We start from the raw sequence: 19,288 nt of genomic DNA, 5'->3' as shown, positions 1-19,288 counted from the left end.
CGGAGAGCGAGTCGCTGCGGGGAAAAGCGCGGTAGCGCACAGAAAACGTCTACAGCGACTGTGAACGCCCGCTACGAATCGTCTTGATAAGCATTCTCGTTTCCGTCAGGATTGCGCTCCCTTCCCCAGCTCCGCTTGCCCTCCCCCATGGCCAGCAAGATCGGGTTGCTCAACTCCTTACCCAGTGCCCTGCTGTGCGAGATGTTCGGCCATGTCGGCTACGACTTCGCGGTGCTGGATCTGGAACACGTGCTGCGCTCGCCAGCCGAGCTGGAACATGCCATCCGCGCCTGCGAGCTGGGCGGCTGCGAAGCCTGGGTGCGGGTGCCCGAGGTCGACGCCAAGCTGATCGGCCGGGTGCTCGACGCCGGCGCCCGCGGCGTGGTCCTGCCCGGGCTGGACAGCGCCGAGCAGGCCGAGCGCGCGGTCGCCGCGGCGCACTTCCCGCCGCACGGCCGCCGCGGCATCACCGGCGGCCGCGTCACCGGCTTCGGCAGCGTGGGCCTGGCCGACTACATCGCCCATAGCCGCGAACGCCTGCGCGTGATCCCGATGATCGAGAGCGTCGCCGGCGTGCGCGCCCTGCCGCAGATCCTGCAGGTGCCCGGCGTGTCGCTGGTGATGGAAGGCGCGCTGGACCTGGCGCTGGACCTGGGCGTCGGCCCGCAGCCCACCCATCCGCAGGTCTGGGAACACCTGCTGGCGATCGCCGCGGCCTGCCGTGCCGCCGGCGTGCCGTTCTGCCCCAATCCGCGCGATGCCGCGCAACGCGCGCACTGGCTGGCGCAGGCGGACCTGCAGTGGCTGTTCGCCGGCGAAGACCGCGCGCTGCTGCAGGCCGCGCTGCGCCAGCGCGCGGCCGACCTGCGCAGTCACTGATCCCTCGTTCCCTGGAGTTCCCGTCTTGAGCGTCCCGCTTCCCCTTTCGCTGCTGGCCGTGGCCATCGCCGCCGCCGTGCTCGCCCCGTCCGCCGCGCGCGCGGCGGACACGCCATCGGGCGACGACGCCCAGGCGCGGATCCGCCAGCTCGATGCGGTGCAGGTGCAGGGCAGCCTGCTCGGCCGCTCCACCGTCGAGGACGTGCAGCACTACGCCGGCAGCCGCCAGGTGATCGACAACGCGCAGTTGCGTAGCGGCGCCAACCGCTCGCTGGACGACGCCCTGCAGAAGGTGCCGGGGATCAAAGTGTTCGACGAGACCGGCACCGGCGCGCTGCCGCAGATCATGCTGCGCGGCCTCTACGAAAGCCGCAGCGGCCGCGTACAGGTGCTGGAGGACGGCATCCCGCTGGCGCTGGCCCCGTACGGACAGACCAGCCTGTCGCTGTTCCCGGTGGGCATGAACCAGATCGACCGCATCGACATCGTGCGCGGCGGCGCCGCGGTGCAGTACGGCCCCAACAACGTGGGCGGGGTGATCAACCTGATCAGCCCTGAGATTCCCACCACCTGGACCACCACGCTGGGACAGAAGGTCACCGCCGGCGGTGCCGGGCATTACCTCGGCGACACCGCGATCAGCACCGGCGGCTACGCCAGCGACACCTTCGGCCTGCAACTGGACGCGAACTGGACCAAGGGCGACTACTGGCGCGAGCACAGCGCCACCGACATCAAGAACCTGCGCCTGCGCGCGGAATGGTGGCTGGCGCCGGACAAGCTGCTCAAGGCCAGCGTGCAGCGCTATGTCGCGAACATGGACCTGGCCGGGGCGCTGGCGCCGGCCGACTACCTGCGCGATCCGCGCCAGTCGACGCGGCCGCTGGATGCATTCACCGGCCGCACCACCCGCGCCTCGCTGGTCTACCAGCAGGACTTCGGCGATCTTGGCCCGTTCCAGGACCTGCGCCTGGACTGGAGCAACTTCAGCGCGCGCAGCAGCCGCAACTTCATCGTCGGCATGCGTTCGGCCTCCAGCGAGACCTGGCGCCCCGACCTGCCGCCGCAACTGCGGCAGAGCGCGCCGCGCGACTTCCGGGTCTACGGCAGCGAACCGCGGCTGAGCTGGACCATGGGCGACGGCGCGGTACGCCAGCAATGGACGCTGGGCGCGCGCGCGATCAACGAGGACATCGACTTCCTGGTCGGCAACACCCGCCTCAGCGACGGCGTCTACACCCTGGTGCGCGACTGGCGCTTCAAGGACCGCGGCGCCGCCGCCTACGTCAGCGACGCGATCGCCTTCGCCGACGGCCGCGTCACCGTCACCCCAGGCCTGCGCTACGAGCAGGTCGATTCGCGCTACTACAACCTGGCCAGCGGCGCGCGCACGCGCAACAAGACCGACGACGTGCTGCCCGGCCTGACCCTGGGATTCCAGGCCAGTCCGCAGTGGTACCTGTACGCCGACGGGCAGCGCTCGCTGCGCGCGCCGCAGGTCACCCAGATCATCTTCGGCGACAACCTCGACGCCGAACTGGCCTGGAACTACGAGGCCGGCGCGCGCTACCAGCCCAACGAACGCACCCGCGTGCAATTCGGCGGCTACCTGATCGACTTCGACCAGCAGATCCAGCTCGACAACACCACCCGCACCTACCGCAACCTCGGCAAGACCCGCCACCAGGGCGGCGAAGTGGAACTGCAGTGGAGCCCGGCGCAACTGCGCGCGCTGACCCTCAACGCCGGCTACGCCTACCTGGACGCGCGGCAGAAATCGGGCGTGTACGACGGCCTGCGCGTGCCCTACACCTCGCGCAACCAGCTCACCCTCGGCGCCGCGTACCGGCCCGAATCCGGTCACACCACCGTCGCCGTTTCCAGCTATTACTTCAGCCGTGCCTTCAGCGATGCGGCCAACACCGTGCAGGAAAACGCGATCGCCTCGGTCGGCGAACTGCCCTCCTACTGGGTGTGGAACGCGCAGCTGAGCCAGGTGCTCAGCGAAGGCGCCGGCGGCAAGCTCAGCGCGTCGCTGGCGGTCAACAACCTGTTCGATCGCAAGTACTGGTACCGCGGCATCGACACCAGCCCCTGGGGCCGGCAGCCGGCGCCGGGCCGCAGCGTCACCGTCGGCCTCGAGTACACCTTCTGATCCACGCCGGCGTCGGACGACGCCGCCGGCAGCCGCACCACCGCGCGCCAGCACGGCGCGCCGCCGCCCGCGGGAGACGCGGGCACATGCCACGGACGCAGCCGCGTCCTTTCCCCCACCCAGCGCGCGCCCGATGCGCCGCGCCAGGCAACCACACGACCTGCCGCAGCCGCGGCGCATGCCTCCCGTGTCCGCGCCCGCGCGGCCGCGCCGGCGGCGTGCGTGCGCCTGCGCCCGACGAGACCCGCACATGATCCCGCACGACGCTCCCCTGCTGATCCTCAGCCACGTCTGCCACCCGGCGGTAACCGATGGCTTCCTCCCCGCCGCACAGCGTTTGGGCGTGCCGGTGCTGCTGCTGACCGACCATCGCCACGCCCACCTCGACCACTTCCGCCGGCATCCGCCGGCCGCGCCGGTGCAGGTGCTGGAGTGCGACGTGTTCAATCCGCTGGGCGTGCTCGACCTGCTCGGCAGCCTGCCGCAGCCGCCGCGCGCGGTGTTCAGCAACAGCGACCACCTGCAGACCAGCGCCGCCGTGGTCGCCGCCGCGCTCGGCGTGCCGGGCAAGGACTGGCAGGTCTGCTACGCGGCCAAGAACAAGGCGGCGATGCGCCAGCGCCTGCGCGCGCTCGGCCTGCCGGCGCCGTGGTTCTGCAGCCTGACGCCGGGCGCGCTGCCGCCGGCGCAGGCGCCCTGGCCGCTGATCGCCAAGCCGCGCGAAGGCGTGGCCAGCCTGGACGTGCGCCACTGCGCCGACGCGGCGGCGCTGCAGGCCTACCTGGACGACTTCTGGCAACGTCACCCGCAGCGCAGCGTGTTGCTGGAGAGCGTGCTGGAGGGACCGCTGTTCACCCTGGAAACGCTCGGCGATGGGCGCACCCTGCTGCCGATCGGCGGCTTCGACGTGCAACTGTCGGCACCACCGCACTTCGTCGAGTGCGAGGCGCGCTGGCGCGGCGCCACCGACACGCCGGTACTGCAGCAGGCGCTGGCGCAACTGCAGGCGTTCGGCATCGGCTTCGGCGTGTGCCACAGCGAATTCATCCTCACCGCCGACGGGCCGGTGCTGGTGGAGATCAACTACCGCAGCATCGGCGACGGCCGCGAATTCCTGCTCCATCGCCTGTTCGGCGGGCACTGGTTCGACAGCGTGCTCGGCCTGCACCTGGACCGGCCGCTGCCGGCGCTGCAGGCGCGCCGCGCGCAGGCGCTGGTGCGCTACTACGTGGCCGAGCACGACGGCACGCTGGCGGTGGCCAGCGCCGACCACGGCAGCAGAGACGCCGGCTGGGAAGCGCGCTACCGGCGCCTGCGGCAACCTGGCGACGCCATCCGCCTGAGCCATTCCAACAAGGATTACCTGGGCGTGCTGGACGTGCTCGCCGACACCGAGTCGGACCTGCAGCAGGCGCTGGCCAGCGCCGAGGCATCGCTGCGCTGGCGCATCGACACCGCCACCGGAGCGGCCGCATGAACCGGGACGCCGACCGCCGCTACATCGACCTGCGCGTGATCGACGCCTGCCTGCGCGAGGACCTGCACGGCATCGTCAGCCGCGGCGCTGCCACCACCCCACCGCCGGCGGTGCTCGCCGCCTGGGCGCAGGCGCCGCTGCCGGCGGACGCCACCTGGTGGCGCATCGGGCATCTGCCCGATGGCGAACTGTGGCTGCCGCTGCGCCGCGCCGGTTATCTGCAGACCGTCAGTGCCTGCAGCGACGGCTGGGTCCTGCACACTTCGCAGCGCAGTGCGTTCGAATCCGGCGCGGCGCAGTGGCTGGCGCGGCTGAGCGCCGGGCTCGACGCGCAGACCCAGGCCCTGCACCGCGCCTATGTCGAGGAAGCCGAGTGCGCGGTGCGCCAGCGCGCGCTGGCGCGGCAGGCCTACGCGCAGCAACGGCCGCTGCTGGCCGGCGCGCTGGATGCCGCCGACGCATACGAACGCGCCTATCGCTGCGAACAGCTGGCCAGCCACCGCGACCATCCGTTCTATCCCAGCGCACGCGCCAAGCTCGGCCTCGACGACGCCGACCTGCCGCGCTACGCGCCGGAGTTCGGCCCCAGCTTCGCGCTGCGCTGGCTGGCGCTGCCGGCCGCGCAGGTCACCCAGACCACGCCGCCGCCGGCGTTCTGGCCGCGCCCGAGCATGCTCGGCCTGGACCCGGCGCTGGACGCCGACCATGTCGCCTGGCCACTGCACCCGCTGGTCTTCGCGCGCCTGGGCGAGGACGGCTTCGCCCTGCCGGACGGCGCGATCGCCGCGCCGCAGCCATGGCTGCAGGTGCGCCCGTCGCTGTCGCTGCGCACGGTGATCCCGCTGGCGTTTCCCGATCATCACCTGAAGCTGCCGGTGCCGATGCGCACCCTCGGCGCGCTCAACCTGCGCCTGATCAAGCCGTCCACGCTGTACGACGGGCACTGGTTCGAACGCGTGCTGCGCGACCTCGCCGCGCACGATCCGGCGCTGGGCGAACGCTACCTGCACGTGGACGAGGCGCATGCCGGCCATGTCGGCGAGACCCGGCATCTGTCCTACCTGCTGCGCCGCTATCCGGCGCTGCCGGAGGCGACCCTGGTGCCGGTGGCCGGCCTGTGCGCGGCGTTGCCGGATGGACGGCCACTGGCGGTGCATCTGGCCGAGCGTTTCCATGGTGGCGACCTCAGCGCCTGGTGGGACGGCTACCTGGCGCTGATGTGCCAGGTGCACCTGCGGCTGTGGCTGCGCTACGGCATCGCGCTAGAGGCCAACCAGCAGAACAGCGTGCTGATCTATGCCGCCGGCCGCGCGCCGCGGCTGCTGCTCAAGGACAACGACGCGGCGCGGGTGCTGCTGTCGCGGCTGCACGCGCAACGGCCGGCGCTGGCCGCGCTGGGCGCGCCGCGCGATGCGCGCATCCCGGTGCAGGACGACGCCGCGCTGGCGCGGATGTTCTGCACCATCATCCTGCAGTTGGACCTGCAGGCGGTGCTGGAAGGGCTGGCGGAATGGCAGCCGGGGCTGCGCGCGCCGCTGTACGCGCTGCTGCGCGCGCGCCTGCACGGCACCCTGCGCGCGCTGCGCGAGGACGGCATCGACACCGCGCCGGCTTCGGTGCTGCTGGACGCACCGAAGCTGCCGGTGAAGTACCTGCTCAGCGCCGGCAGCCTGCTCGGCAAGCAGATCACCGGCGCGGCGGACATCAACAAGTTCTACGGCGACAGCGCGCCCAACCTGCTGCGCGAGGACGCGCTGGCGGCGCGTGCGCTCGCGGCCGGGACGGCGCGATGAAGCGCCTGCTCGGCCCGGTGCTGGCCGCGCACTACCTGGCCGCCTTCACCGCACTGGGCATGCCGCTGTTCCTGCCGCAGGTGCTGCAGCAGCTGGCGCCGGGCGCGGCGATCGGCTGGAGCGGCGTGCTGTACGTGCTGCCGACGCTGTGCACCGCGCTCACCGCCGGCGCCTGGGGGCGGCTGGCGGACCGCTACGGACGCAAGCGCTCGCTGCTGCGCGCGCAGCTCGGCCTGGCGCTGGGCTTCGCCATGGCCGGCTTCGCCCCGAACCTGGGCTGGCTGGTCGCCGGTCTGATCGTGCAGGGCGCCTGCGGCGGCTCGCTGGCCGCGACCAACGCGTATCTCAGCAGCCAGGCACAGAGCGGCTCGCTGGCACGGGCGCTGGACTGGACCCAGTTCTCGGCGCGGCTGGCGATGGTCACCGCCCCGGCGCTGCTCGGCCTGGCCACCGCGCTGGGGCCGGCACAGTCGCTGTACCGCTATCTGGCGCTGCTGCCGCTGCTCGCCTTCGCGCTCAGCTGGCGGTTGCCGGCCGATCCGCCGCGCGCGCCGGCGACACCCGCGTCCACGCCCGCCGTGCCGCACGTGGACGCGGCGCAGCGCCGCCAGCGCTGGGCGCTGTGGACCGCGCAGTTCCTGTTCTGCTTCGCGATGGTGGTGACGTTTCCGTACTTCCTGCCGTATGCGCAAGCGCACGGCATCGGCAGCAGCGCGGTCGCCGGCCTGCTGTACAGCCTGCCGCACCTGGTCTACCTGGTGCTGATGCCGTGCTGGCGCGGCCGCGACCACCGCGCGTCGCCGCTGCCCGTGGGCCTGGCGCTGTTCGCACTGGCCTGCCTGCTGCAGATGGCGCCGGCCACGCCCGGCTGGCTGATCGCGGCGCGGCTGCTGTTCGGCCTGGGCATGTGGATGGCGCTGCGCGGCCTCAACCGCAGCCTCGCCGAGATCGCCGGCGGCCGCGGCGCGGGCCAGTTGTTCGGCCGATTCGATGCCGCCGGCAAGTACGCCGGCGTCGCCGGCGGCGCCCTCGCCGGCGCCCTGGTGCAAGGCCATGGTCTGGCCGTGCCGTTCCTCGCCGCCGCCGCGGCCGCCCTGCTGGCGCTGCTGCCGGCCCTGATGCTCACGTCCGTTCGGAGAACCATCCATGTCCCCGTTGCCGATGCATGACCCGTGGTACGACAGCCTGGCGCAAGCGCAGGCGATCACTTGCTGGCTCAACTGCTACCTGCGCGAAGTCGCGCTCGGTCGCGGCTTGGCCGAATTCGACTACCGTGGCCGGGACCGGCCCGGCGTGGCCGCCGCCGGCGAACGCTGGCTGCGCCTGCGCCTGCCCTCCGGTGCGAGGCTGTGCGTACGCCTGGCGCATGCCGACCGCCTGGGCCGCTGCCGCTTCGCCTCGGCGCCCTACCTCAAGGCCGACGGCCATCCCTGGCACTGCCTGGATGCAGAGGCACTGGTGCGCCTGCTGCTGCAGGAGCTGAGCGAGGGCGAACAGGCGCCCAACCTGGAACTGCTGGCGCAGAGCGCCAACAGCATCGCCATCACCGCGCAGTTGCTGCGCCAGGCCGAGACTGCGCCGCCCACCGGCGAGGCGCTGATCGATGCCGAGCAGTCGATGCTGTGGGGACATGCCTTCCATCCCACGCCCAAGAGCCGCGAGGGCGTGCCGCTGGAACAGGTGCTGGCGTGCTCGCCGGAAGCGCGCAGCGCCTTCCCGCTGTTCTGGTTCCGCATCGATCCGCGCCTGTACCGCGCGCAGGGCCAGGACGTGCGCGCGACCCTGGCGCAGGCCGGCGGCGGCGCCGGCCTGTACCCGTGCCATCCGTGGGAAGCCGAACGCGTGCTGGCGCACCCGCTCCTGCGCCAGGCGCAGGCGCGTGGCTGGATCGAACCGCTGGGCGAGCGCGGTCTGGCGCTGCGTCCGACCTCGTCGGTGCGCACGCTGTACCACGCCGACCTCGACTATTTCCTCAAGCTGTCGGTGCATGTGCGCCTGACCAACTGCGTGCGCAAGAACGCCTGGTACGAACTGGAAAGCGCGGTGGCGCTGACCCGCCTGCTGGCACCGGACTGGCAGGCGCTGGCGCAGCGCGTGCCCGGCTTCCACGTGCTGCTGGAGCCGGCCGCCACCGACCTGGACTTCTCCGCGCTGGACGCCGACGCCCAGGCCTGCCGTGCACTCGGCGAGAGCTTCGGCGTGCTGTACCGGCAGGCGATCCCGGCAGCGCAGCGGGCGCGCTATCGCCCGCAGGTGGCCGGCGCCCTGTTCACCAACGACGCCCATGGCCGGCCGGCCTGTGCCGCCGCGTTGCGGACGCTGGCGCAGCGCAGCGGCAGCAGCCTGGAGGCGGCCACCGCGACCTGGTTCCGCGCCTATGCGCAGTTGCTGCTGGACGGCGTGTGGAGCGCCTGGTTCGCCTACGGCATCGTGCTGGAGCCGCACCTGCAGAACACCGTGATCGGCTGCGAGGACGGGCAGCCGACGCAGGTATGGATCCGCGACCTGGAAGGCACCAAGCTGCTGCCGTCGCGCTGGCCGGCCGCGCGCCTGCCCGGCATGTCCGAAACCGCGCGGCAGTCGCTGTACTACAGCGCCGAACGCGGCTGGAACCGCATCGCCTACTGCGCGCTGGTCAACAACCTGGCCGAGGCGATCTTCCACCTCGCCGACGGCCACGACCGCCGCGAACGGCAGCTGTGGCAGATCGTCGGCGACATCGCCCGCAGCTGGCAGCACCGCCACGGCGCGCAGCCGGCGCTGCAGGCCCTGCTCGAGGACTCACCGCTGCCGGCCAAGAACAACCTGCGCCTGCGCCTGCTGCAGCGCGCCGACCGCCATGCCGACTACAGCTTCCTGCCCAACCCGATCGGCGCCGCGACGCTGCGGCAGGTCGCGGCATGAGCCTGCGCATCGATCCGGCGCCGCTGCCGGCGGCACTGGCGCGGCTGCGCGCGCAGGCCGACGGCCCGGTCTGCGCCTACGTCTACGACCTGGCGGCGCTGCAGGCGCACGCGGCGATGCTGCGCGCGCACCTGCCGGCCGGTTGCGAACTGTTCTATGCGGCCAAGGCCAATGCCGAGCCGGCGCTGCTGCGCACCCTGGCGCCATGGGTGGACGGCTTCGAAGCGGCGTCCGGCGGCGAGCTGCAGTGGCTGCACGCGCAGCAGCCGGGCCGCCGGCTGCTGTTCGGCGGCCCCGGCAAGCTCGATGCCGAGCTGCAGCTGGCCGCGAGCCTGCCCGACTGCAGCGTGCACGTGGAAAGCCTGGGCGAGCTGCAACGGCTTGCCCGCATCGCCGCGGCACGCGCACGGCCGCTGTCGGTGTTCCTGCGCCTGAACATCGTGGTGCCGGGCATGCAGGACACGCGCCTGGTGATGGGCGGGCGGCCCTCGCCGTTCGGCCTGGACGTGGAAGACCTGGACGCGGCCATGCAGGTGCTGCGCGGCGCGAGCGGTCTGCGCCTGGATGGCTTCCACTTCCACCTGCTGTCGCACCAGCGCGATGCGCAACTGCAGCTGCGGCTGATCGCGCACTACCTGCAGACCGTGCAGGGCTGGCGCCAGGCCTATGCGCTGGGCCCGCTGACGGTGAACGCCGGCGGCGGCTTCGGCGTGGACTACGCCGATCCGGCGGCCTCGTTCGACTGGGCCGCATTCTGCGCGGGCCTGCCGGCGCTGCTGCGCACGCACGGCGAGGGCCTGCGGCTGCGCCTGGAACCGGGCCGCTACGTCAGCGCCGCCTGCGGCTGGTACCTGATGGAGGTGCTGGACATCAAGCGCAGCCATGGCGCGCAGTTCGCCATCGGCCGCGGTGGCACCCATCATTTCCGCACGCCCGCCGCGCAGGGCCACGACCATCCGTTCCTGGTGCTGCGCGGCACGCAGCCGCCGGTGCTGCGCAACGCGCGGGTGACCCTGGTCGGCCAGCTGTGCACGCCCAAGGACGTGCTGGCCCGCGACCAGCCGGTGGCCGCGCTGGCGCCCGGCGACTGCCTGGCGTTCCCGCTGGCTGGCGCCTACGCCTGGAACATCTCGCACCAGCAGTTCCTGATGCATCCGCCGCCGCAGATGCTGTTCCTCGACGGCCCGGCGCAGGCCGCCGACATCATGCCGCAGCGCCGCATTGCCGACCCGGCCGCCGCCGCGTCATGATCCGGTCACCCGTGCCGGCGCACCCTGCCGGCACACCCAACCGGAGCTGCCACCATGACCCGTTGCGCCCGCCTCGCCGCCACCTGTTTGCTGCTGAGCTTCACCGCCGCCCCGCTGCTGGCCACCGCCGCGACCAAACCGCAGACCGCGCAACAGACCTTGATGGCCAAGTGTTCGGCGCAGAACAAGGGCAAGAAGGGCGATGAGTACAAGAGTGCGCAAAAGGCCTGCCTCAGCGGCGGCACCGCACCGGTGGCAGGCAACGCCTCGCAGCAACGGATGAAGGACTGCAACGCGCAGGCGACCACGCAGAAGCTGCAGGGCGACGCCCGCAAGACCTTCATGAGCGGCTGCCTCAAGAAGCAGTAAGCGCCATAGGCCCCTCTCCCTCCGGGAGAGGGGGTGGGGTGAGGGTGTGCGCACCGATCCGTTTCCGGAAATCCAGTGCACCACCCGTCCGCTCATCCGCCCCTACGGGGCCCCTTTCTCCCGCAGGGAGAAGGGAAAAGCGGAGCCCTTCTCTCCCCGGGAGAGGGGTTGGGGTGAGGGCACGACAGCCAGCGAAGCCGGCAGGACCGTATCGCCCAACGCCACCGCGCCTACGACTCCCGACTGCCGACTCCCGAATCCCCGCCACTCACCGGCATCCCCCCATGATCCACCGGGATCGGCGCATAGTCCTCGCCGAATGCCACCTCGCCCGGGGTCCAGCCGGAGCGGCGCCGCACCGCGCCCCAGAAGCGCTTGAGTCCTTCCCACTGCAACGCGACCAGGCCCAGGTCGTTGTCGCGGTCCACCATCGGATCGCCCACCCCGGTCGGCCGCACCGGTTCGCCGTACAACGCGGTGCCGAACAGCACGTCCCAGAACGCGAACACCTGGCCGAAGTTGCAGTTGTGCAGGCCGGGCCGCTCCGGGTCCACGCGCATGTGGTGCAGGCGGTGGAACGGCGGATCGACCAGGAGCTTGTTGAGCACCGGGCCGAAGCCGAAGCGCACGTTGGCGTGCGAGAGGTTCTGCACCAGTTCGCCGAGCAGCATCAGCCAGGCGAACTCGTCGGCCTCGATGCCGAAGGCGATACCCACCGCGGCCAGCACGAACGACTGCAGCATGCCGTCCAGGTAGTTGCTGCGGTCGTTGGCCCAGCAGCTGAGCTGGCGCTGGCTGTGGTGCATGCTGTGCATCGCCCACCACCACGGCATCCAGTGCTGCACCCGGTGCATCCAGTAGTAGGTGAAGTCGTAGGCCAGGTAGTACAGCGCGAACAGCGCCAGCGGATGCCGGTCCAGCCACGGCCAGACATGGCGCAGCCCCGTCTCCGGCGCCGCCGCGGCATTGGGGTCGGCGCCGCCCAGCGCGTTCACCACCGGGGTCAGGATCAGGAACGAGAACAGCGGAAACACCCCGATCAGCATCAGCCAGGTGTAGTGGAAGTCGATGCGCGCCAGCCGCCGGTGCTCCCAGCGTTCGGCCGGCCACAGGCTCTCCAGCGGCCGGAACAGCACGCCGATGATGGACAGCTGCAGCGCCGCCACCAGCAGCGAGGCGGCGATGTCGTGCGGGTCGTCGCTGAGCCCGGTCAGGTGCAGCGCGGCCAGCAGCGGCGCCACCGCGTGGCTGGCGACCAGGTCGACCAGCGTGGACCAGGCGTGGGCAATGGACGAGACCAGGGCGATGACGGGCATGCGAAGACGGCGATGGGGGCGCGACGGCCGACGCGACAGCATGCCGCCGCCGGCTTTCGCCAAGCTGTCCGCGTCGGCCGAGGCCGGCCGCGCGCGGTCGCGCTAGTGCGCCGCGGCGGCGCCCGGCCGCCGGCTCGGCAACAGCGCCGCGACGACGCCCAGCAGCGGCAGGAACGACATCAGTTGGTACACGAAGACGATGCCGTGGCGGTCGGCGAGCAGGCCCAGCACCGCCGCGCCCAGCCCGCCCATGCCGAAGGCGAAACCGAAGAACAGCCCGGAAATCGTGCCGATGCGCCCGGGCATCATTTCCTGCGCGTACACCAGGATCGCCGAGAACGCCGAGGACAGCACCAGGCCGATCAGCACGGTCAGCACGGTGGCCGCGGTCAGGCCCACGTGCGGCAACGCCAGCGCGAACGGCGCCACGCCCAGGATCGACACCCAGATCACCGGCTTGCGGCCGATGCGGTCGCCGACCGGGCCACCGATCAACGTGCCGACCGCCGCGGCGGCCAGGAAGGCGAACAGATGCAACTGCGCGCTCTGCACCGACACGCCGAAACGCTGGATCAGGTACAGCGTGTAGTAACTGCTGAGTCCGGCGATGTAGAAGTACTTGGAGAAGATCAGCACCAGCAGCACCACGACGATGCGCAGCGCGGTGGCGCGCGGCAACGGCGCCACCGCCACCGGCGCCCGCGGTGCCACGCGCTGCGCCTGCAGGTGCAGCGCGTACCAGCGGCCGACGTAGGACAGCAGGGCGATGCCGAGCAACGCCGCCGCGCCGAACCAGGCCACGCTGTGGCGGCCGTTGGGCACGATCACCGCCGCGGCGATCAGCGGCCCCAGCGCGCTGCCGGTGTTGCCACCGACCTGGAACACCGATTGCGCCAGCCCATGACGGCCGCCCGAGGCCAGCCGCGCGATGCGCGAGGATTCCGGATGGAACACCGCCGAACCGACCCCGACCAGCGCCGCGGCCAGCAGCACCATCCAGAAGTTCGGCGCATAGGCCAGCAGCAACAGCCCGCACAGGCTGGAGGCCATGCCCAGCGACAGCGAGTACGGCGCCGGGCGGCGATCGGTGCGTAGCCCGATCAGCGGCTGGAACAGCGAGGCGGTGATCTGGCCGGTCAGGGTGATCATCCCGACCTGGGCGAAACTCAGGTGGAACTCGCCCTTGAGCACCGGATACAGCGCCAGGATCAGCGACTGCACCATGTCGTTGATCAGGTGCGAGGACGTGATCGCCGCGAGCACCCCGGCGACGAGCGTGCGTGGTGCGGCGGGGCTGGCGACCGGGGCGGAAGCGGGCGTGGTGGCGGATGCGGCGGGGCGCAGAGTGGACATGGCGGAACGGGCAACGCGGGAATGGGCGCATGGTAGGCTTCCGGCATCCGACCTTCCTGCGCGACGTGACCATCCCCTATCGCGAAAAGGGCACATCGCTGCCGCCAGCGTCCCGCAACGTCGACGACGCGCTGGCCGACGTGGTGTGCAAGGCCACCGACTACCCCGGCGACAGCGCCATCGCCCCGCATCGCCACGCCCGCCACCAACTGGTCTACGCGGTGTCCGGGCTGATGGTGGTGCGCTCGGGCCAGGGCCACTGGGTGGTGCCGAGCACGCGCGCGCTGTGGATGCCGGCGGGCACCGAACACAGCGTGCGCTGGATCGGCATCCTGCGCATGCGCAGCCTGTACATCCGCCCCGACGCGATCGCCGGCATGCCCGACACGCCGGCGGTGGTGGCGGTGGAACCGCTGCTGGAAGCGCTGATCCGCAGCGCCGCCGAGATCCCCTGGGACCATGCCGCCGACTCGCGCGACGGGCGGCTGATGCGGCTGATCCTGGACGAACTGCACGCGCTGCCGGCGCTGCCGCTGTACCTGCCGCAGCCGCACGATCCGCGCCTGCTGCGGATCGCCGCCGCGCTCGATACCGACCCGGCCGACCCCACCACCCTGCACGCCTGGGCCGCGCAACTGGGCGTGGACGTCAAGACCATCCAGCGCCTGTGCCAGCGCGAACTGCAGATGCGCTTCGGCCAGTGGCGGCAGCAACTGCGCCTGCTGCGCGGGCTGGAGCGGCTGGCCGCCGGCGACCGCATCATCGACGTGGCGGTGGACCTGGGCTACGACAGCCCCAGTGCGTTCACCGCCATGTTCAAGCGCCAGTTCGGGCAGCCGCCGAGCCAGTTCTTCCGCTAGCGGCGCCCGTGCTGCGGCGGAGGCAGCGCATCGACCGCGCAGCCACCACGCCCGGGTTGGACCTGGTGCTGTCCGGCACGGACCAGCAGGAGGCGATCGTCGCGGGCATGACCGCGCAGGTGCCGCTGGGCCGCATCGGGCGCGCGGAAGAAGTCGCGGCGACGGCGCTGTTCCTGGCCGCGGACGAGAGCGGCTGCATGACCGGCAGCGAGGTGATCGTGGACGGCGGGTTCGCGCAGGTCCGAACGCCCGCGCGGCCGCAGCAACCGACCTGCTCGGTGCAGCCCGGCTGGTCGATCGAATCGTGGGCCTAGCTCAGGACTGCAGCGGCGCCGAGGGCGTCAGTGGCGCCTGCAGTCGCACGCGTTCTTCAGAGCCGGCCTGGAGGTACTCGCGCGCGCAAAGCGCCATGTCCCACAGCACCATCGCCGTGCGCCAGTGCACCTGGGCCTGCGCGTCCTGGCGATCGCCGGCCACGCCGGCATGATGGCGCGCCGCGCGCATGGCCTGCTGGGCCACGCCGGGCAGGTCGCCGCGCGCAAGCCGGCGCAGCACCGCACGCACCCGGGGTCCCGGCGTGGCATCGGTCCGCGCCAGCGCAAGCGCGTCGCCACCTACGCCCAGCGCGCCGAGCAACGCAGCCAGATCGCGCTGCAGCGCCGCCTCCGGCAGCGCGGCGGCCAGGCCCAGGCGCGCGCGCATGCGGTCGGCCATCAGACCGAACCATGCCCGTCGTTGCATGCGCCGCGGATGCAGCGCGATCACCGCGAGATCGGCATCGACCGAACGCCGCAGCCGGCGCAGGTAACGCTCGGCGCCACTGGGCAGCAGCACGGTGAACATCAGCACGCCGATGCCGATTCCCAGCAAGAGCGTCAGCGCGCCATTGAACAGTTGCACCACGCCGGTATTGCTGCCGTTGAGCGGCCCCAGCAGATCGATGAAGAAGATCGAGCCGCTGGCGCCCAGCGCGGCCGTCGACGGCCGTCGCATCGCCAGCCCAGCCAGGATCAGGAACGGCGCCAGCACCACCGCCAGCCCGGCGAAATCCTCCACCCACGGCAGCAGCCAGACGATGCACACGAAGGCGGCCAGCGCCGCCAACCCGGCGCCCTTGAGGAAGCCGAGACTGCCGGACACCGGATCGGGCCGGGTCGCGTACAGCGCGCACACCACGCCGACGATGGTCACCATGCCCGAACCGGCGCTCCAGCCGCTGTAGACCCAGAACAGCGACGCCGCCCCCATCGCCAGGAAGGCGCGCGCTCCGTTGTACACCGCCTCGTACAGGTCCCGATGACGGCGCGTGGCAAAGCGGCGGCGCGACGGCTGGCCCTGTTCGAATGCCGCCTGTTCCTGCTGGCTTGCCTGCAAGTCGCGCACGAGGGTGCGCGCGTGTTCCAGCGCGAAGGCACGGTCGAAGGCGTCGCGCCGATACAGGCACAGCCGGCGCAGGCGGCGATGGCGCCGATCGAGCCGCCCCAGCGCGGCGGCCAGTGCTTCGTCATCAGGCGGCCGGCCCTCGGCGCGCTGGACCAACAGGTCGTGCACGCCGCGTAGCGCACGCGAAGGCGCGCGTCCGTCCAGGCCGACCCGGCACGATTGCGCCGCCACCAGCTGCGCCAGCATCAGGTAACTGATGTGACGCAGGCGGCCGCCCAGCCGCGCGATCTCGCGCGAGCGCGCGGCGGCATAGTCGACCGCGTCGTTGAGCGCCAACGCGCTGGCGAAGAAGCCATGGATCTGCGTGCCCGTCGCCTCGCCGCGCAGCAGGCGCGCGGCCAGCGCACTGCCCTGGCGCAGATAGGCCTCCAGTCGTAGCTCCAGTGCCGGGCGCGGCGACGCCGGCGAGAAGATCGACGCCATGACGCCTTCGACCGCAATGCCCAGCAGGATCTCGGTCGCACGCGCCACGGCGATATCGAACACCTGCTGCGGATGGGCGGTGGAAGACATGCCCACGATCACCGCCGTGTAGCCGGCCAGCACCACGCCATAGCTGCGGAAGGCCGAGACGACGCTGGCCAGGCCGGTGCAGGCGCCCAGCCACAGCGCCAGCGCGATCATGAACAACGGCGGCGCCTGGCCGAACAGGCCCATCAGCACCACGGCCATGCTGGCCCCCACCAGCGTGCCCACGATGCGGTTGCGCGCCTTGACCACGCTCATGCCGCGGTCGGCCTGGGCCACGATGAAGACCGTCATCGCCGCCCACTTGGGGTCTTCCATCGAACAGAGCAGCGCGATGGCAAGCGCCAGCAGCGCGGCGGCCGTGGTCCGAAGCGCGAACCAGACATCGGGAGAAGGACGTAGTCGGACCATCGACACCGGGTCGAAGCAGGGCAGGCGCATGGCCGTCATCGTACGAGCAGACGGTTTTCAGCATAATGCGCCCGCAGATGAATAGACTCTTTCCAGAAACGGGAGAAAACGGACGCACTGGCGGCGTGGACTTCGACAACGTGCGCTTGTTCCTGCGCGTGGTCGAACACGGCAGCCTGACCGCCGCCGCGCGCCAGGCGCGCGTGCCGTTGACCAGCGTCAGCCGTCGCATCAAGGCGCTGGAACAGGCATTGGGCGTGCAGCTCCTCCACCGCACGACCCGGCGGCTGACGGTGTCCGAGGCCGGGCGCGCTTTCTATGCCCGCTGCGTGGAGGCCGAGCAGATCCTGCAGGATGCCGTGCAGGCCGCGCGCGACCTTCGCGCTCAGGCGTGCGGCACCCTGCGCGTGCTTGCCCCCTATGCGTTGGGCCTGCTGGTGCTGGAGCCGCAGCTGGCGCGATTCCGCCAGCGCCATCCAGGCGTGCAACTGGCGCTGACCTACGACGATCAGCCGCTGGACCTGCTCAGCCATGGCCTGGACGTTGCGGTCCATGTCGGGCCGCCGCCCCACGCCAGCTACGTCGCGCGGCCGTTGGGCGCCTCACGCGCCATCCTGGTGAGCAGCCCCGATTACCTGGCCCGTGCCGGCACGCCTGTCCACCCCAAAGACCTCCTCGGCCACGCCGTGCTCGCGGTCGGCGCGGATGCCCCGCTCGTGGTCTGGGCGTTGCGGCACAGCACCGGCGAATCGGTCGAGATGACCCTGCGTCCGGTGCTGATTTCAAACGAATCGACCACGGTGATCCGCCAGGTCGCCCAAGGGGCCGGCATTGCCCTGCTCTCCCAGCCATTGGTCCAGTCGCGGCTGGACCAGGGCCAGTTGGTGCACCTGCTGCCAGGCTGGCAGCGCTGGCCGGATCTGGAGATCAGCGCGCTCTATCCGCGTCGCGCCACCCAGGAACGCAAGGTCCGCGCCTTCGTCGACTTCCTGCTGGAGATCTTCGCCGATTGGCGCGTGTCCGACTGAAAGGCACCTCCCATCACCTGCGTCAGGCACCATCAGCCGGCGGCGCGTTGCCCGGTCGGAACGGCTTCAGCCGCGACGGGCGTTTCCGGGAACGCGCCGTCGCGGCTGAAGCCGCTCCTACAGGACACTTCCTCAGGTTATTGGAGGTGCCCTGCAGCCTCAGAAGCAGTGCTGCAGAAGCCTCCATCGCGGTGATGCTGCCTCGCGTCAGGCCTGCGCCAGCGCCTGCTGCAGGTCGGCGAGCAGGTCGTCGATGTGCTCGATGCCCACCGACAGCCGCACCGTGTCCTCGCTGACGCCGCTGCGCTGCAGTTCCTCGGGCGAGAGCTGGCGGTGCGTGGTGGACGCCGGGTGGGTGGCCAGCGACTTGGCGTCGCCGATGTTGACCAGGCGGGTGAACAGCTGCAGCGCGTCGAGGAAGCGCGCGCCGGCGGCGCGGCCGCCGCGCAGGCCGAAGGTCAGCACGCCGGAGCCGTGTCCGCGCAGGTACTTCTGCGCCAGCGTGTGCTCGGGATGGTCCGGCAGGCCGGCGTAGTTGACCCACTCCACCTTGGCTTCGCCCTGCAGATGCCGCGCCAGCGCCAGCGCGTTCTGGTTGATCCGGTCCATGCGCAGCGGCAGCGTCTCGATGCCCTGCAGGATCTGGAAGGCGTTGAACGGCGACAGCGCCGCACCGGTGTTGCGCAGCGGCACCACCCGCGCGCGGCCGATGTAGGCGGCCTCGCCCAGCGCCTCGGTGTAGACCACGCCGTGGTAGCTCACGTCCGGCTCGTTGAGGCGGCGGAAGCGCTGCGCGTGCGCCGCCCACGGGAAGCGCCCGGAATCGACGATCGCCCCGCCCAGGCTGGTGCCGTGGCCGCCCAGGTACTTGGTCAGCGAATGCACCACGATGTCGGCGCCGTACTCGAACGGCCGCAGCAGGTACGGCGTGGGCACGGTGTTGTCGACGATCAGCGGCACGCCGTGGGCGTGGGCGATGGCGGCGACCGCCTCAAGATCGGTGACGTTGCCGCGCGGATTGCCGATCGACTCGACGAAGACCGCCTTGGTGCGTTCGTCGATCAGCCCGGCGAACGCGCCGGGATCGCGGTAGTCGGCGAAGCGGGTCTGGATCCCGGACAGCGGCAACGTATGCGCGAACAGGTTGTAGGTGCCGCCGTACAGTGCGCTGGAGGAGACGATGTTGTCGCCGGCCTCGGCGATGGTCTGGATGGCGTAGGTCACCGCCGCCTGCCCGGAGGCCACCGCCAGCGCGCCGATGCCGCCTTCCAGCGCGGCGATGCGCTGCTCCAGCACGTCGGTGGTGGGGTTCATGATGCGGCTGTAGATGTTGCCCTGCACCTTCAGGTCGAACAGGTCGGCGCCGTGCTGGGTGTCGTCGAACGCGTAGGCCACGGTCTGGTAGATCGGCACCGCCACCGCGCGGGTGGTCGGATCGGGGCGATAGCCGCCGTGCACGGCGATGGTTTCCAGCTTCCAGTTCGGGTCGGACATGGGCGGCTCTCGGCAACGGGAGCGCAGACGATAGCGCTGCGCGCAACCGCGCATGCGAACCTGCGGTTATCAGGCCATGCCCTGGGGT

The 19,288-nt window shown here is 71.5% G+C and carries 15 protein-coding genes; 11 read left to right on the top strand and 4 right to left on the bottom strand.

Annotation, left to right across the window (positions count from 1 at the left end):
- Positions 1-147: 147 nt before the first annotated feature.
- The 8 genes from AC1PME_RS05890 to AC1PME_RS05855 all read left to right on the top strand — a co-directional run bounded on the left by AC1PME_RS05890 (position 148) and on the right by AC1PME_RS05855 (position 10,827).
- Positions 148-879: an HpcH/HpaI aldolase family protein gene (locus AC1PME_RS05890; protein WP_481097599.1), complete on the top strand. Its 732-nt coding sequence runs from the start codon at positions 148-150 to the stop codon at positions 877-879.
- Positions 880-904: 25 nt separating this feature from the next.
- Positions 905-3,034 carry a TonB-dependent receptor family protein gene (locus tag AC1PME_RS05885; protein ID WP_481097598.1) on the top strand — a complete coding sequence of 710 codons (2,130 nt, stop codon included), beginning with the start codon at positions 905-907 and terminating at the stop codon, positions 3,032-3,034.
- A 250-nt stretch (positions 3,035-3,284) separates the two neighbouring features.
- Positions 3,285-4,511: a siderophore biosynthesis protein PvsA gene (locus tag AC1PME_RS05880; RefSeq protein WP_481097597.1), complete on the top strand. Its 1,227-nt coding sequence runs from the start codon at positions 3,285-3,287 to the stop codon at positions 4,509-4,511.
- Entirely contained in the window at positions 4,508-6,304 is a 1,797-nt protein-coding gene (locus tag AC1PME_RS05875; protein ID WP_481097596.1) for an IucA/IucC family protein, read from the top strand. Before AC1PME_RS05880 ends, AC1PME_RS05875 begins: the two co-directional genes overlap by 4 nt.
- Positions 6,301-7,473 (top strand): MFS transporter, encoded by a 1,173-nt coding sequence (locus tag AC1PME_RS05870; RefSeq protein ID WP_481097595.1) that lies wholly within the window; start codon positions 6,301-6,303, stop codon positions 7,471-7,473. Before AC1PME_RS05875 ends, AC1PME_RS05870 begins: the two co-directional genes overlap by 4 nt.
- Positions 7,451-9,208, top strand: coding sequence for an IucA/IucC family protein (locus tag AC1PME_RS05865; RefSeq protein ID WP_481097594.1), 1,758 nt, complete (start codon positions 7,451-7,453; stop codon positions 9,206-9,208). Before AC1PME_RS05870 ends, AC1PME_RS05865 begins: the two co-directional genes overlap by 23 nt.
- Positions 9,205-10,458 carry a type III PLP-dependent enzyme gene (locus AC1PME_RS05860; protein WP_481097593.1) on the top strand — a complete coding sequence of 418 codons (1,254 nt, stop codon included), beginning with the start codon at positions 9,205-9,207 and terminating at the stop codon, positions 10,456-10,458. Before AC1PME_RS05865 ends, AC1PME_RS05860 begins: the two co-directional genes overlap by 4 nt.
- A 54-nt stretch (positions 10,459-10,512) precedes the next feature.
- Positions 10,513-10,827: a PsiF family protein gene (locus AC1PME_RS05855; RefSeq protein ID WP_307549176.1), complete on the top strand. Its 315-nt coding sequence runs from the start codon at positions 10,513-10,515 to the stop codon at positions 10,825-10,827.
- A 230-nt stretch (positions 10,828-11,057) separates the two neighbouring features.
- On the opposite strand, the gene AC1PME_RS05850 is transcribed toward AC1PME_RS05855, so the two are convergent.
- Positions 11,058-12,143: a sterol desaturase family protein gene (locus AC1PME_RS05850; protein WP_307549174.1), complete on the bottom strand. Its 1,086-nt coding sequence runs from the start codon at positions 12,141-12,143 to the stop codon at positions 11,058-11,060.
- Between the two features lie 102 nt (positions 12,144-12,245).
- Positions 12,246-13,496, bottom strand: a complete 1,251-nt coding sequence (locus AC1PME_RS05845) for an MFS transporter (protein ID WP_481097592.1) — start codon at positions 13,494-13,496, stop codon at positions 12,246-12,248.
- A 29-nt stretch (positions 13,497-13,525) separates the two neighbouring features.
- Here AC1PME_RS05845 and AC1PME_RS05840 point away from each other — a divergent pair, with 29 nt between their 5' ends.
- Entirely contained in the window at positions 13,526-14,356 is an 831-nt protein-coding gene (locus tag AC1PME_RS05840; protein ID WP_481097591.1) for an AraC family transcriptional regulator, read from the top strand.
- Positions 14,357-14,421: 65 nt separating this feature from the next.
- Positions 14,422-14,670: an SDR family oxidoreductase gene (locus tag AC1PME_RS05835; RefSeq protein ID WP_481098077.1), complete on the top strand. Its 249-nt coding sequence runs from the start codon at positions 14,422-14,424 to the stop codon at positions 14,668-14,670.
- Between the two features lies 1 nt (position 14,671).
- On the opposite strand, the gene AC1PME_RS05830 is transcribed toward AC1PME_RS05835, so the two are convergent.
- Positions 14,672-16,708: an FUSC family protein gene (locus AC1PME_RS05830; protein WP_481097590.1), complete on the bottom strand. Its 2,037-nt coding sequence runs from the start codon at positions 16,706-16,708 to the stop codon at positions 14,672-14,674.
- A gap of 95 nt (positions 16,709-16,803) precedes the next feature.
- Here AC1PME_RS05830 and AC1PME_RS05825 point away from each other — a divergent pair, with 95 nt between their 5' ends.
- Positions 16,804-17,706 carry a LysR family transcriptional regulator gene (locus AC1PME_RS05825; RefSeq protein ID WP_481097589.1) on the top strand — a complete coding sequence of 301 codons (903 nt, stop codon included), beginning with the start codon at positions 16,804-16,806 and terminating at the stop codon, positions 17,704-17,706.
- A 207-nt stretch (positions 17,707-17,913) separates the two neighbouring features.
- On the opposite strand, the gene AC1PME_RS05820 is transcribed toward AC1PME_RS05825, so the two are convergent.
- Entirely contained in the window at positions 17,914-19,200 is a 1,287-nt protein-coding gene (locus tag AC1PME_RS05820) for an O-acetylhomoserine aminocarboxypropyltransferase/cysteine synthase family protein (protein WP_481097588.1), read from the bottom strand.
- Positions 19,201-19,288 lie beyond the last annotated feature (88 nt).

The sequence above is a fragment of the Xanthomonas sp. NCPPB 901 genome (assembly GCF_056725085.1).
Note: the sequence above shows the minus strand (reverse complement) of the source record. Positions and strands in the feature narration are given on the sequence as shown.